This window comes from Paraclostridium dentum, assembly GCF_012922555.1.
Taxonomy (GTDB): Bacteria; Bacillota; Clostridia; order Peptostreptococcales; family Peptostreptococcaceae; genus Paraclostridium; species Paraclostridium dentum.
In genome coordinates this window covers 150,594-165,966 of sequence record NZ_WIPK01000001.1, presented here as the reverse complement: position 1 = coordinate 165,966, position 15,373 = coordinate 150,594, and the positions used below count along the sequence as shown (strand labels likewise).

Below are 15,373 nucleotides of genomic sequence, written 5' to 3'. Positions count from 1 at the left end.
TCTATTTTAAAACAAAAAAATAGAAGCTATCTAAGCTTCTATTTCACTATTTATATCTATATTTAAAATCTGATTAATTATATACATACATCCCTTAAAACCAATATAAGGTGTATCAATACATTTATCAACTAAATCTAAACTGGTGCTGCTTATTTGTAAATCTTTTTTAGATTTATGTCTCATATCAATACTGACCTTATCCCCTAAAAGTATCAATAGTTCTTTATCATTTAAATATTTGGTTGTTTCTAGATATAACTTCTCATTTACAATGTTTACATCATCGCAAGTCTTATAAATTATTTCTTTTCTATCAACATTAAATCCTAATTCTTTTAGCATTTCACTAATTCCTAAAACAGTGTCAAAGTCTCCAAATATAGCACAGTCTTTACTTCCTTTATAAAAATAAAATTTCTTTTTTACTTGAAGCAATCTCTTTTTTACTTGGTTCATTTCATCATTGTATTTTTCTTCATTTAATTCATATCCATCTATTTTCTTTATAGATTCTATAAATTTTATAGCATTTTTAAATCCGTATAAATTTATATAAATATATGGAATTCCATACTCTTCTTCCATATATTTAGCAGCTTTCAATGCTTCTTTTCTAGCTACTATATTCAACGATGCCTTAGATGCATTTTCTATTTGTTCAATACTCGAGTTAACTGTAAACATAGTATTTACTTCTTTATTAAATAACTCTTTCATTATCCTTTGTAACTCTTTTATATCTGCTAAATAATTGTACTTATCAACGCTAAATCCCATTATGTTATACTTATTCATATCTTTTTCATTATGCTTTACTATTTTTTTAGCTAAAAACTCTAATGCAAATTCTCGTCCTATATTATAATCATAATTTAAATTACTCATATTTATAGGTAATAACTTACAACTTGCAATACCTTTTAAATCTTTGCATAAATCTAATATCTTTTCACCAATTATACATGGCTGAGAAGATTCTACAATAAAAATATATTTAGGTTTAATATCATTATCTAAATTTATAATAGCATTTTTCAATTTTCCAAATATATTGCAAACATTTTCTTCTTCGTCAATATGTATAGAATATATCTTACATTTATTCTCATTGCATATTTTGTTTATATTTTCTACAACATGATGAGTCTTTATATGCGTTCCAAATTCAATAACACATATATCACTTATACAAGATAACGTCCATATCATTCCTATTTTATCATCAGGTATTTTTAAATATTTAAATTCTTCATCCATAATATAATTCCTCCAATGGTGCCAACATAAAATTTTTATACAATCATTAAACTTCAGATTGTATAAATAAGTTAAAAGCTATTTTTAGCTTACATATTGGAATTCCATTTTGGAAAAGATTTATTTTAAATAATTTATATACTATTTAGATTTTTAATTTTACTATATAATTTTATTAAATCATTTAAATATTCACAATTTCAAAAGCAATAATTGGATTATCCCATATATAAGCTTTTACATTTAACATTACTTATTTAAACGTTTATTTTTGTTTATACCCATTTTTTTTTATTTGAATCATATTTTTTATTTTTTTAAATTAATTTTTAAAGCTTTCTAAATAAGCACATAATTTTTTAAATTCATCTATATCTTTTATATCCTGAAGTTCAGCAATTCCAATCATATAGTGGCTATATATGTGGTATAAAAACTGAACTTTATGCGTTTCACATCTTTCAAATCCAGACTTAAAGGAGTATGAATATGGTATAAAATCATCTACGTTATTTTCAAAATATTTAATCTTAGCGAAGCAAAGTTTATGTATTTGAAATACCATAGCAAGCGCGGAATGTTTTTCCACAAATTTCTGTGAAAAGTATTCAATAGGCTGATACTTTCCTTTTGGGTGTATATACTCCCAATTACAATTAGAGTTTAAATGTAGTCTATATTCTTGTATAACCTTTTTATTTTGTTCTTCTAATCTGCAATCCATTGAATTTAAATTCACAATAATCCCCCCTTTTCTTCTATTATATCAAGTTGATTTGTATTTATGAACGATAGTCTCTTAGTATAGTTTTTTTCTATTAAAGTACTTATATAAATCATTAAATACTATTATCTAATTTGTATAGTAAATGTGAAAATTGTAATATTTTTAATAAAAAAAGGTAGTGATTAAAAACTTTAATCACTACCTTTTTTATTTTACACCAAATAAAATCTATTTAAAACTTTCTTCCACTGCAACTGCAATTGCAACTGTAGCTCCAACCATAGGATTATTTCCCATACCTATAAGTCCCATCATTTCAACATGAGCTGGTACAGATGAAGATCCAGCAAACTGTGCATCAGAATGCATTCTTCCCATAGTATCAGTCATACCATAAGATGCTGGTCCAGCACCCATATTATCAGGATGAAGAGTTCTTCCCGTTCCTCCTCCTGAAGCTACTGAAAAATATTTTTTCCCCTCTTGGTAGCATTCCTTTTTATAAGTTCCTGCTACTGGATGTTGAAATCTTGTTGGATTAGTTGAGTTCCCAGTTATAGATACATCCACTCCCTCATAGTGCATAATTGCAACTCCTTCTCTAACATCATCGCATCCATAACATTTTACTTTACTTCTATCACCCTTTGAAAAAGCCTTCTCTTTTACTACTTTTAATTCACCTGTATAATAATCAAACTCAGTTTGTACATATGTAAATCCATTTATTCTTGATATTATATATGCTGCATCTTTTCCAAGTCCATTTAATATAACTCTTAAATTTTCTTTTCTAACTTTATTAGCTTTTTCAGCTATTTTTATAGCACCTTCAGCTGCTGCAAAAGACTCGTGTCCTGCTAAAAACGCAAAACATTTAGTTTCATCTCTTAAAAGCATTCCACCTAGGTTCCCATGTCCTAACCCAACTTTTCTATCATCTGCAACAGAACCTGGAATACAAAATGCTTGTAATCCTTCTCCTATTGATTCTGCCGCTTCTGCTGCTTTTTTGCACTCTTTTTTTATAGCTATAGCTGCTCCTAATGTATATGCCCAGCATGCATTTTCAAAAGCTATGTTTTGAGTATCTTTAACTATTTGATAAGGATCAAATCCTTTTGATTTACAAAGTTCTCTACATTCTTCTATAGAATTAATTCCGTATTTTTCTAATACTGGAGTTATTTGGTCTATTCTTCTTTCATAACTTTCAAATAAAGCCATTATAGTTCACCTTCCTTATTATTTATTCATGTCTTGGGTCAACAAATTTAGCGCCTTCATCAAATCTACCATAGTTAGACTTAGCTTTTTCTAGGGCTTCATTTGCTTCAATTCCCTTAGCCACCATTTCCATCATTTTTCCTAGGTGAACATATTCATATCCTATTATTTCGTTATCTTCATCTAATGCTAATTTAGTAATATATCCTTCTGCCATTTCTAAATATCTAGGTCCTTTTTCAAGACTTCCATACATAGTTCCAACTTGACTTCTAAGTCCTTTTCCAAGATCTTCAAGCCCAGCTCCTACAGGTAATCCACCTTCTGAAAATGCAGTCTGACTTCTACCATATACTATTTGTAAAAACAGTTCTCTCATAGCAGTATTTATAGCATCACATACTAAGTCTGTATTTAATGCTTCTAATATAGTTTTGCCTGGAAGAATTTCAGACGCCATTGCTGCTGAGTGTGTCATACCTGAACATCCTATTGTTTCAACTAAGGCTTCTTGAATTATACCATCTTTAACATTTAGTGTTAGTTTACATGCGCCTTGTTGAGGGGCGCACCAGCCTACACCATGCGTTAATCCTGATATATCTGTAATTTGAGTTGCTTTTACCCATTTACCTTCTTCTGGTATTGGAGCTGGTCCATGATTTGGTCCTTTGTTTATTTTACACATATTTGTGATTTCCGTTGTGTAAATCATAAGAAATCTCCTTCCTCGGTGTAATTTTTCTCTTCTTATAAATCATCCACATCTTGTATTGGTCTAATAGCTTCTCCTTTAGGACATCCTGTATAGTGTCCATCTGGATCTGACTTGCTAGTACTTTCACTTAATATAGAGTTTACAACAGAGTTAATTCTTTTCTCTTTTTTTTGTAAGTTTTCACCTTTAATATTTTTTTTAATATTGTTTTCCTTCATATTAAATCACCTCATAATTAGGATTTCCATCTAAACTAAATATTAAAAGTAAAATTTTTGAAAATTTATTATGCATTTATTATATGACTACGTTAAAATTAAATCAATATTAGACTTATAATACCTAATATTCTTATTTTTCTCACTTTTCTTATTTAATCTTTATAATAAATCAAAAGCAACACTATATTTGAAATAGTGTTGCTCTTAATTAATACATATTATTTATTAGCATTCGCAATTATCATTGTGACTACATTTATTTACATGATTACAGTCGTGATTGCATTCATGGTTACACTCGTGTTTACATCCATGATTTTCATTTAAGCATGGTTTATACCCATAGTCGACCATATTGCATCCAAAATCTTCTTTGTAACAATCTTTATAGCATTTCACACTTGCTTCCATACATTTTTTAGCTTCATTCATTAAAGATTCACCTTGTTTAGCTAGTCTTCTATATTCTTCCCATAAACAATTTGCTCTTGCACATTCTTCTAGTGCTTGTTGTTTTAAACAATCCGCTCTTTGTTCTGCTTGTTTAGCTTGTTGAGCAACTCTACTAGCTTTGTTTATCATACAGTTAGCTTGTTCGCATTTTTCATGAGCTAATTGTTGGTACTTACTACACTCACTACAGTCATTTAAACATTCTTCATTACAACCTGGATTACATTTATTAAACTTGTTTTTGTAGTTACATGTCATAAATTTATTCACCCTTTTTATGTTATTAAATGAGATATATAAATATCAACATCTTAATAATATATATGCATGTTTTCTACAAAATGTTATATAAATAACCATTTTTTTATATTTATTCTTATAAAACTAGTTAATCTTCCATTGTATTTTCTTTGCTAGGATAAATATTTTCTCCCTCTTTTATATTTTTATCATTTGCAGATTTTATTATTTTATCTTTTTCTCCTACACCTTCAGTTATTACTGCAAATTCATTATTTGTCTCCCCTGTTTTAACTTCTTGTTTATATACAATTCCATCTATTACCTTATAAACAAATCTTTTTTCATCCTGTTGTAACAATGCAGTATATGGAACTTTTATAGGATTATTAAGTACTTCTATAGTAGTTTGAACATGAAATCCATTTTTAATATTTTTTAAATCTTGGTTTTCTAAAAAATTAACCTTTATATCATAGTAAGATAAACCTTGCTTTGAATCCTTTTTTGATGTAATTTTATCAACTGAAGGTCGCTCCCCGATAAAAGTAACTTTTCCTTTTACCTTTTCTTTAGTAGAGTTTACCATTACTTGTACTTCTTGATTTAGATTTATCTTTGATAAATCCTGTTCACTAGCTTGTCCTTTTACATAAAGATCTTCAGAGTCTAATGTCATAATTGGAGTAGGCTCATTTTCGCTACTGTTTTGATGGCTTATATACACCTTACCTGCAAAAGGAGCTTCCACTGAATAACTAGATTTATCTTCAATTATTTTTATCTTATCATTTAATTTAGTTATTTCTTCCTCCATGGTTTTCTTTAAAGTTTCATCTTGAATAACTTTTAGTTCCTCTTCTTTTGTTGTTAACTGTTCTTTTAAATTATCGATTTCCGGAGAAATATTTTCATTTTTATAAGTAAATAATACCTGCCCTTGATCAACCTTTTGTCCATCTTCTACTGCTATATTTTCTATCTCTCCTTTACTAGGTTCTGCAAAAAAATCTTTTGATTTACCTGGCATAACCTTTCCATCTATAATAATTTTTTCTTTTTCTGGAACATTGTATATTTCAGGAACTTGAGCTTTTTCATTTGCATTGCTCATACTGTTTTTTATTTTAATTCCAAAAAAAACCGCCATAAAAATAGCTATTACTACCACGCCACCTATAATAGCTTTCTTTTTATTTAGATTTATGCTTTTTTTCAAAGAAATCCCCCCAAAGTATATTTTGTCTTTTATATATTCATTATATAGTAGTTTGGTATAATTTGTCATTCAAATTGTTCTCTAAATTAGGTTACAAGTTTTTAACTTTAATCATAAATTAATGAGGATAAAATCCTCATTAATTTATGAACTCAGTATTTTCAACTCTCCATTTAATTAGGTTTATATATAACCAAAATCCATATATACCAAAAGTTATTATAGTTAGTATCCACCATTTTATATAATGCACAAATAAATCAGTTCCACTTCCTACAAATTTCAATTTTTTTCCATCTATTGTAGTGTTATCTATTTCCCATCTATACTTAATACACATAGCCCATGGAGTTGCTATTCCTATTGTAAAAAAAATTATAATTGCTGCTAAAATATTAACTCCTATAAATCCTAAAATATTGCCTTCAAATCTTGATTTCATCTAATTTTCCTCCTTCGTTGTCTATGTATATATTATATACTTAGGTAAAATTATAGTCTATAAACTAAAATTTAAATAAATCTTAAATTTAAAATTTTTTATGAATTATCTAAATTAACTCTATTTTTTACTTATATCTATTTAATGGTATAATTCTTTTATACAAATTTACATAATTTAATTTAGGAGGTTTTCATGAAAGTAAAAACTATTTCTCCATTTACGATATTATTATCTTCTATATCTGTATTTATCTTTGGAATAGTAGTTCTTTTTAATATAAGTTTTATAAGTAATTTAACTTTAAATATGATATCAATATATCTTTTAATTATAGGAGTTTTACATATACTATCTTATATATTTAATAGAAAAGATACGATGTTAGGCAAATTTAGTTTAGGTATATTATATATAGTACTTGCACTATATATAAAGCTTCATCCTGAATTTTTTAGAATTTCAGCAATTAGAATAATAGGTATATATGCATTATTAAACTTTTTAGCCCGAATTACTGCTGCTTTAATTTTATATAAAAACAAGGTAAAAGGATGGTTATCTGGGTTAATAGTAAGTGTTGTATCATTAATTTTTAGTGTTGTACTTTTATTTCATCCACAAGAATACATGATATTTGTTTCAAAGCTAGCAGGTATATATGTAATACTTTATTCACTTACTCTTTTAGCTGATTTTTTCAAAGAAATTTCTGATGAAAATATAGTTCCTGATAAACTCAAAAGAAAAGTTAGAATAGGATTGCCTCTACTTTATTCGGCATTTATACCTCAGCAACTTCTTGAAAAAGTAAATGAATTTGTTAAATTAGATTCTGATGAATACACATTTATAGAAAATAAAGATGTTTTAAATGCAAGCAAACCTTATTCAACTGTTGATATATTTATACATCTTGCTCCTGACTGTGCAAATGGGTTTGGCCATATAGATATCTCATTCGAAAATACTACATACTCATATGGAACTTATGACAGTAGCTCTAATAGGTTATTTACACTTGTAAGTGATGGTGTGTTAATTGAAGTTGAGACTGATAAATATATCGAAATTTTAAATACGCAATTTAATAGATCATTAATTGGTTTTACATTAGCTCTAACTAAAGATCAACATGAGTTAATAAAAAATAGAATAAATAAAATTAAATCTAATTGTTATTTGTGGAAATGTCCAGCTCAACTCAGTCCAAATGGAGATTATACAGATGAGACAAATATAATGTATCTTGAAGCAAATTGTAAGTACTATAAATTTAAATCTGGATATTTTAAAACTTATTTTACTTTAACTGCAAATTGTGTTAGATTAGCTGATACAATTGTAGGTTCAGCTGGTCTAGATTTAATAGCAGTTAATGGTATTATAACTCCTGGAACTTATTATAATTATTTAGAAAATTTATTTAGAAGGAAAAATTCTATTGTAATAAAAAAGAAAATTTATAAAAAATATACAAATAATTAAAGATGAGTTATCTAATCCTTAGATAACTCATCTTTATATGAAAGCATACTACTTAAAAACACACTCAAACAAACAACGCTAGTTACAGATATTAACATTGATGTTATCTTCGCAAGTACTGTAACAGGAATTATATCCCCATACCCAATAGTAGTAAAGGTTATTACCGTATAGTAAAATAAATCAAATTTATTATTAGCATTTAAAAATGCACCTTGTTCTAATCCATTAATTAAACAAACAATTAAATATAAATTTATAATTAACATTATCAATATAAGTATAGACGCAATAATAATTCTAGAATATCCGTTATCTTCTTTTTTTATAGATTTAATATTTGAAGGATTTGCTATTAATGTTATTAATGTTTTTACATTTAAGTAATAGCAAACTATCATCCCTATTAGCCCTATATATACATGATTTGTAAACTCCTTTGGGAAAATTAAAGCTACAGTTAAATAACTGCTTATAAGAAAATAACTTAGTATAAAATCTACTTTTAAATTTTTATGTTCAACATTGTGGATAAAATTTTGAATTTTTAAACTCAGTGCCAATATATATCCTATAGCATAGTGTACTATAATAAGGCAAATTATTGCTAAAGAAAGATTGAAAATCCATTCAACCTTACTATTTAATAAATTTATATGTAAATATTTTAAAATTCCTGCATAAATCGTTATAAAGCTAGTCCCTTCAGCTACAACAATAAGAGTTGCTTGCATTATCCTTGTTAAAATAGCCTTATCTGTAAATAAAATTTTATAAGTATAATTTATCTCTTTTATAGATTGTGAAATTGATACTTTCAATTTTTTATTAATTCTTCTATTTCTAGTTAATAAAATTCCTATAGTAATCATAGTAACTATAATAATTATAAAACTTCCCATATATTCTCCACCTTATAAATAATTCTATTATTTATATTACTTACTTTTGCTTTAATGTCAAATATTTATATCATTATTTTACATAAGTTATCCACAAAATTAGTTAAGTACAATTTTCTTAAGCATAAAAAAATCGATTGCAATAAAGCAATCGATTTTTATTTTATTGTTCCTCAATTATTCCATAACCTAATCCATGTCTTTTATATACAGTGTTTATTTTATCAGTTTCTGAATTTCTAAACATATAGAAGTCATGTCCTAGCAATTCCATTTGAAGTATTGCTTCTTCACTGCTCATAGGTTTTATTGAAAACTTTTTAACTCTTTCTATGTGAATATCTTTTTCATCTATATTACTTTCAAAATTATAATCTTCTATGTTTTCAAATCTTATACTTTGATGACTATTTTTTCTATTTTTTGATCTAGTTTTATACTTTCTAAGTTGTTTATATAACTTATCATAAACTCCATCTATAGCTGAGTATAAATCTTTTTGACCTTCTTCTGCTCTTATTATAGGTCCTTTTATTGGTAATACAGTTACTTCAACTGTTTGTTTTTCTTTTTCAGCGCTTATAGTAACTTTTACATCTGTATCTACGTTTAGGTACTGTTGTAATTTCTCCATCTTACTCTCAATCTTAGCGTTGATGCTTTCTGTTGGATTTATATTTTTACCGATTACTCTTATATTCATAAGTAGTACCTCCTTGTATAAACAATTGTTAAATACTTAATCTTTTGTAAGGTTTTATATTTAACTTACCTTAATTCTATAGCAACTTCTTCCAGATTTCCATTCTATATTTTATATTTTTTTCGTGGTATAATATTAATTGTGGGGTATTTTACCAAATGCAAAAAGAGCTATCTTAAAAAGACAGCTCTTTCTTTATTATATTGAAACAGTAGCAGCTATTTTTTCCTCTGGAGACCCTTCGTATTTAGCTAACCACACTTTTCTTTCTAACTTTAATTTATTTGCAATTTTATCATACTCTTCTTTAGTGTAATAATTTCTTGGATTATATTTATTTATATCTATTCCATCTACTTTTGAAGGAACCATATAACCCCATTCTTCATCTTCTACCCAATCTATGTTATCTCTTGCTATTTCTTTCATTATAGTAGTAGATACTTTGATAGTTAATTTTTCACCATCAAAATCATCTTTGGCTCCAACACTTCCTGTATTTAGTATGAAACATTCCATATCAGGGTTGTTTTGTAATATTTCTCTAAGTTTTATACCTTCTTCTATTTCAGGTCCCATTATAAATGGATTTGTTCCAACACATCTTTTTGATTGACCTGCTTTTGTTGGGTCCCCTGCTGAAGTTTCTATAGACTCTCCTAACATAAATGTATCTAAAGCTTGTTTTGGATCTAACTTAACTACCGGAGGTACTACATCTTTTCTTCTAGTTATAAATATTATCTTATTTGCCTTTTCTAAATTAACAGTGTCATCTGTTGTATCTATTTCTTCTCTTAATATAACGCCTCTACCATTTGAAGTTAAACTTGTATCATAAAAATCTACTTTTCCATCTTCATAAACTTTAATATTTTCTAATGCTGCATTTTCACTAGTAGCTGCTTTATATAATACACTTTGTTGTTCTGGATTTAATCCTTCAGTTTTTATATAGAATCCATTTTCAGTTCCTACGCAATATCCATTTTCATCCATGAACACAACGTCATCTTGTCTTACTATAGCTTTTTCTTCTCCAGTTAATTCATGATCATGTATAGTTAATGTTGTTTTTCCTGTTCCACTTAGCCCAAACATTATGAAACCAACATCTTTTAATTTTTTGTTTTTATCATATACTCTAAGGACTTTACTACCTGCGTGGAATCCTAATCCTCCAGCTTGTTTTACCTTATACATAGCCATTCTTAAGAAAGATTTCTTAGATTCTCCAAAGTAGTCACTTCCTAGTATAAACGTAACTCCACTTTCTGGGTATGCAAACATTATTCTTTCTGGCCATTCTGGAACATATATACTTACTAAATCTGGATTTTCACTATCAGTTGGATTAAATAATGTATTGTTCCACATGTGAGCTATTCTTGCATATTTTTTAGATATATATAATCTACAGTTATATGAAAACTTATCGCTCATACCCATTTTTCTATCTACTCTTATCATTTCTTTATCTTTTATATATTCAAATACTTTAGCTGCAATTTCATCAGCTTTAGCTTTACTTATTTCTTGTTGATCTACACCAGTTTTTATTTCATCCACTATATAAGTATTTTTAGCACTTCTACTTCTAACTTCACTTATATAACTAGCACTTTTAAATTCTGTTGTTTTTTCCATATCTTTTGCTAAATCTCTTAATTCTTTTCTAGTTGGATTTGCTATAACCTTTCCAAATAACCCATCATTTATATTATTTATACTAAACATACGTCCCCTCCACCTTCAATTAGTGTATCTTTTTTACATTATTAGTATATCATTTTTTTCAAAAATGTCTACTAATTTTACGTATTTTTTATATTCTTTCATACAATTTATTTTCTAACTATTATTTTACATAAAAAAAGAGCCTATCCTTTAATAGACCCTTTACATATTAATACCTTAATTTTAAATAGTCAAACTAGGAACTATCATAAATATGGTTAAAAATAGCCCTATCCACCCTATAATAGATAAAACCCTAATATAAGCTCTAGTTTCCATTATTATCCTCCCTAATTCATTAGTGGCTGTATAATATCATTTGGAATTGTAAATTCAACTAATCCCATGTATCCTGGTGATACTTCGTATTTATCAAAGCAAATAACAAGTTCTCCATCTTTATTGATATAAAAATCTTGATTTTTATCTATAGATTTGAAATTTTCATCTCCCATTTCTTTATCATCTAACCAATATATTTTATTTTCATCTTGTTTCATTTGATTTTTCATTTGCTCTTTTATATTGTTGCTTATAGCATCTATATAGTTGTCATTTTTAAACATACCTTCTAGTGTTAATATAACCTGATTTTTCTTGTCTATATTATAGAATTTTCTTGTAGTGTTAGAAGACCCTTGTGCTTCATAATTGTATATTACTAAAGATAGTATTTCATCATTATCCGTTTTAACTTCATACCATGATTCTGCTGCTTTATGACCTGCTGAGTTAGAATCTTTTAAAGATTTAACCTCTTGTAGATATTGATCGTATAATTTTTTACCTTCCGATTCAAATTCCTTATTTAATTTATACTCTAAATCTTTATTATCTAAACCTTCAATTTTTGGTACTTTTATAGATGCCTCGTATCCATCTTCTTTTATTTGATAATTAGAAAAGTTTATTATCTTTATTACACTGCCTATTACAGGTATTTCTTCTAAGCTTTGTGCAAATGATTTATTTGTATTAACTGCTCCTATAACAACACATACAGATGCTGCAGCTACTATCCATTTTTTATGAATCCTCTTATTTCTGTGTTTTGAATTTATAGCATCATTTACAACATCATTTAAATTTTCAGGTATTTTTATATCATTATAATTTTCTTTCAATTTTTTTATTTTATCTATATCCTTCATAAACTTCACTCCTTAATAATCTTCTGTTTTTATTTTTATCTTAAGTCTTCTAAGTCCCGTATAAAGTTTAGTTTTTATTGTATTTGTATTTTGTGATAGTACATTTGCTATCTCATCTATTTTCATATCTTCAAAGTATCTTAAAACTATAATAACTCTATATTCTTCTGGCAGTTTTTCTAATGCTCTTTGAAGATCTATATCCGTATATGTGTCATTTGAGTTATATTCATCAGATAACAACTCTTCTTCTAAAGTTACATACTTACTATTTTTTCTTATGTAGTCTATAGAACTATTTATTAAAATTTTATAAAACCATGGTTTAATAGCTTCTTCATCTTTAAGAGAATCTAATTTTGAAAGTGCCTTGCATATAGAATCATGTACTATATCTAATGCATCATCTTGATTTTTTACATAACTATATGCTACCTTGTAAAAGCCTTCTTGATTGTTTACTATATAGTCTTTAACTTTCTTTTCTTTAATTTTTTTATTTGAGCTCAATAATTTCATCTAAATCTATAGACCTCCTTTCACCTTACATATATATAGACGCTTTATACATACTGAAAAGTTTTAATTTTTTTAATTTAATATATAATTTTTTATAATTTCTTATTTATTTTAGTTTTCATCAATTTAAAAAGAGTATCATTATCTAATGATACTCTAAAAAACTTCATTTCATTTTTAATAGTTTTTCTAATTTTAATTTATAATATGCTAAGTGCTTTTTCTAAATCACATATTAAGTCATTATAATTTTCTAATCCTATAGAAAGTCTTATACTACCTAAACTAATTCCCATAGCATCAAACTTGTCCGGAGTCATCTCTTTTAAATAACTTATAGCCGGAGCATAAACTAAGCTTTCAAATCCGCCCCAACTTACGCCTATGTAAAAATATTCTAATCTATTTACAAATGCTTTTATCTTATCAAGGTCTTTACAATCTAAATCTATAGCCATTAGTCCTGTATATCCATCCATTTGTTTTTTTCCTAGTTCATATTGTTCAAAACTTTTAATTCCTGGATAATATACTTTTTTTACTTTTGGATGACTTTCTAAAAATTTTGCAACTTGTAGTGCATTTTCTTGATGTTTAGCTAATCTTATAGGCAATGTCCTTAAACTTCTCATTATTAGCCAAGCTTCGAATGGAGCTATTTTTCCACCATATAAAGCATGTTCCTTTTCAAATATATCTTTTATATCTTTTTTACTTCCTATTATAACTCCTGCTACTATATCACTATGTCCTCCTATATATTTAGAACAAGAGTGAACCTCTAAATCGATTCCCATTTTTAAAGGTTTTTGATATATAGGTGTAGCCCAAGTATTATCTATAATAGTTTTTATATTATGTGCTTTTGCAAGTTTTGAAATTTCATTTATATCTTGTAAACTAAAAACTACACTTGAAGGGCTTTCTAGGTATATTAAACAAGTATTTTCTCTTATGCTTTCCCTAAACTCATTTATGTCTTTTCCTGATATGTATGTAACTTCGATATTCATTTTTTCTTTTAAATAACTCCCCATAAAGTTGTTAGCTGGTCCATATATATTCTTTAATGTAATTATATGTCCATTTGGTTTTACAAAGTGCATAATGGCCGAAGATATGGCAGCCATTCCTGATGTAAACAGCTTTGCTTTTTCTCCACCTGCCAATTTAGATAGCTTTTCTTCAACAATTGATACAGTAGGATTTTTTCCTCTTGTATATATGCAATTGTTTACAGGATCATCGAAAGCTTTATCTATAGAATCCCAGTCCTCAAAAGTAAATAAACTATTTTGATAGATAGGTGGTACTACTGCTCCTTTATAATCTTTTTTATCCTCACCATAGTGCAAAAGCATAGTTTCATCATAATTACTTTCTCTCATAAAACCCCTCCTAAATATACTTATTTATAGAGTTGGATACATTCATATATATATCCTTTTAAAAAATTAAAAACAGCTGTATTTAGTCCATTTTATACTAAATACAACTGTTTTATATTATATATCGCTATTTAAAATTTGTCTTGGCCATGATAATAAATCCTTTTTAGCTATTTTAAGCCACTTTTCCTCTGGGAAATGTAAATCACAGAAGTAATTATGATAATTAGCTGTCCAAACATACTTATCCCAAACTACTATATTTGTTTTATGCTTGTTTAATAGTTCTTCAAGCTTCTTTTTATGTCTAAATAATAACTCTTGTTGAACTCTCTCAAATTCATAGTCATTACTACACTCTGTGTAATATTTAAATATAGTATTTAGATAATTTAAAAACCACTGACCATCACTATCTATAAGTATCTTATTTTTTTGCGGAGCTACATCATAATAGTTTATATATTTTTGTAACCTTTTTACAGTCTTGTCATCTAATACGATTCTTGGATAACAAGATACTTTACTTTCTGTATTATGTGCATCTAGAAGAGCTGGCCCAAATACTATATCATCATTTATATAAAAATCTCCAACACTAACTCCACCTCTTACAAATAAACCTTCTAAAGATAAGTTAAACTGATACTCTGATACATTTTCTAATATCTCATCTAATTCTTCTTCTCCATCTCCATTTATAGGATATGCAACAACCATATTATCAGTAAATATTTTAATCTTTCCTTTACTATATTTATTAGGGATTATGCACTGTTTATTTTTATTTATAAGATAATTGATTTCTTTAAGTAGCTTATCTCCATATCCTTCTTCGCAAGAATCTACTATCATTTGAGAAAATCCAAGTATGTCTATTGCACATACCATAGAGTTCACTAAACTCGGGTTATCCTTATCATATATTTTTACACTCATTTACACACATCCTTAAATACTAATTATAGTTTCAATTTA

16 protein-coding genes are annotated in these 15,373 nt (G+C 27.0%); 1 reads left to right on the top strand and 15 read right to left on the bottom strand.

Annotated elements, in window-relative coordinates:
* Positions 1-30 precede the first annotated feature (30 nt).
* The 8 genes from GFJ41_RS00745 to GFJ41_RS00710 all read right to left on the bottom strand — a co-directional run bounded on the left by GFJ41_RS00745 (position 31) and on the right by GFJ41_RS00710 (position 6,507).
* A complete protein-coding gene (locus tag GFJ41_RS00745) occupies positions 31-1,260 on the bottom strand; it encodes a nitrogenase component 1 (protein ID WP_035113898.1) in 1,230 nt (409 codons plus the stop codon).
* 322 nt (positions 1,261-1,582) lie between these two features.
* Positions 1,583-1,999: a hypothetical protein gene (locus tag GFJ41_RS00740; RefSeq protein ID WP_332841097.1), complete on the bottom strand. Its 417-nt coding sequence runs from the start codon at positions 1,997-1,999 to the stop codon at positions 1,583-1,585.
* 216 nt (positions 2,000-2,215) lie between these two features.
* Positions 2,216-3,214, bottom strand: a complete 999-nt coding sequence (locus tag GFJ41_RS00735) for a GGGtGRT protein (RefSeq protein WP_170074367.1) — start codon at positions 3,212-3,214, stop codon at positions 2,216-2,218.
* 22 nt (positions 3,215-3,236) lie between these two features.
* Complete coding sequence (locus GFJ41_RS00730) at positions 3,237-3,929, bottom strand: iron-sulfur cluster assembly scaffold protein (RefSeq protein WP_035113903.1); 693 nt, start codon at positions 3,927-3,929, stop codon at positions 3,237-3,239.
* 35 nt (positions 3,930-3,964) lie between these two features.
* The gene (locus GFJ41_RS00725; RefSeq protein ID WP_035113906.1) at positions 3,965-4,150 is read right to left on the bottom strand and encodes a hypothetical protein; all 186 of its coding nucleotides are present in this window, start codon (positions 4,148-4,150) and stop codon (positions 3,965-3,967) included.
* 228 nt (positions 4,151-4,378) lie between these two features.
* On the bottom strand, positions 4,379-4,864 hold the full coding sequence (locus GFJ41_RS00720) for a hypothetical protein (protein ID WP_170074366.1): 486 nt from the start codon (positions 4,862-4,864) through the stop codon (positions 4,379-4,381).
* A 130-nt stretch (positions 4,865-4,994) separates the two neighbouring features.
* A complete protein-coding gene (locus tag GFJ41_RS00715) occupies positions 4,995-6,065 on the bottom strand; it encodes an efflux RND transporter periplasmic adaptor subunit (RefSeq protein ID WP_170074365.1) in 1,071 nt (356 codons plus the stop codon).
* Between the two features lie 139 nt (positions 6,066-6,204).
* A complete protein-coding gene (locus GFJ41_RS00710; protein WP_035113914.1) occupies positions 6,205-6,507 on the bottom strand; it encodes a YjgN family protein in 303 nt (100 codons plus the stop codon).
* A gap of 195 nt (positions 6,508-6,702) precedes the next feature.
* On the opposite strand from GFJ41_RS00710, the gene GFJ41_RS00705 reads away from it, so the two are divergent.
* Positions 6,703-7,995 carry an HdeD family acid-resistance protein gene (locus tag GFJ41_RS00705; protein ID WP_170074364.1) on the top strand — a complete coding sequence of 431 codons (1,293 nt, stop codon included), beginning with the start codon at positions 6,703-6,705 and terminating at the stop codon, positions 7,993-7,995.
* An 11-nt stretch (positions 7,996-8,006) separates the two neighbouring features.
* Here GFJ41_RS00705 and GFJ41_RS00700 read toward each other — a convergent pair whose 3' ends face one another.
* The 7 genes from GFJ41_RS00700 to GFJ41_RS00670 all read right to left on the bottom strand — a co-directional run bounded on the left by GFJ41_RS00700 (position 8,007) and on the right by GFJ41_RS00670 (position 15,334).
* Complete coding sequence (locus tag GFJ41_RS00700; RefSeq protein WP_170074363.1) at positions 8,007-8,897, bottom strand: potassium channel family protein; 891 nt, start codon at positions 8,895-8,897, stop codon at positions 8,007-8,009.
* A 163-nt stretch (positions 8,898-9,060) separates the two neighbouring features.
* Complete coding sequence (gene hpf / locus GFJ41_RS00695; RefSeq protein ID WP_021431434.1) at positions 9,061-9,600, bottom strand: ribosome hibernation-promoting factor, HPF/YfiA family; 540 nt, start codon at positions 9,598-9,600, stop codon at positions 9,061-9,063.
* A gap of 198 nt (positions 9,601-9,798) precedes the next feature.
* Positions 9,799-11,337, bottom strand: a complete 1,539-nt coding sequence (locus tag GFJ41_RS00690; RefSeq protein ID WP_052169036.1) for a phosphoenolpyruvate carboxykinase (ATP) — start codon at positions 11,335-11,337, stop codon at positions 9,799-9,801.
* A gap of 290 nt (positions 11,338-11,627) precedes the next feature.
* Positions 11,628-12,488: an anti-sigma-V factor RsiV gene (gene rsiV / locus GFJ41_RS00685; protein ID WP_035113924.1), complete on the bottom strand. Its 861-nt coding sequence runs from the start codon at positions 12,486-12,488 to the stop codon at positions 11,628-11,630.
* Between the two features lie 12 nt (positions 12,489-12,500).
* Positions 12,501-13,007 carry an RNA polymerase sigma factor SigV gene (sigV, locus tag GFJ41_RS00680; protein ID WP_035113927.1) on the bottom strand — a complete coding sequence of 169 codons (507 nt, stop codon included), beginning with the start codon at positions 13,005-13,007 and terminating at the stop codon, positions 12,501-12,503.
* A gap of 200 nt (positions 13,008-13,207) precedes the next feature.
* On the bottom strand, positions 13,208-14,395 hold the full coding sequence (locus GFJ41_RS00675; RefSeq protein WP_170074362.1) for a trans-sulfuration enzyme family protein: 1,188 nt from the start codon (positions 14,393-14,395) through the stop codon (positions 13,208-13,210).
* Between the two features lie 117 nt (positions 14,396-14,512).
* The gene (locus GFJ41_RS00670) at positions 14,513-15,334 is read right to left on the bottom strand and encodes a hypothetical protein (RefSeq protein ID WP_021431429.1); all 822 of its coding nucleotides are present in this window, start codon (positions 15,332-15,334) and stop codon (positions 14,513-14,515) included.
* Between the last annotated feature and the right edge of the window lie 39 nt (positions 15,335-15,373).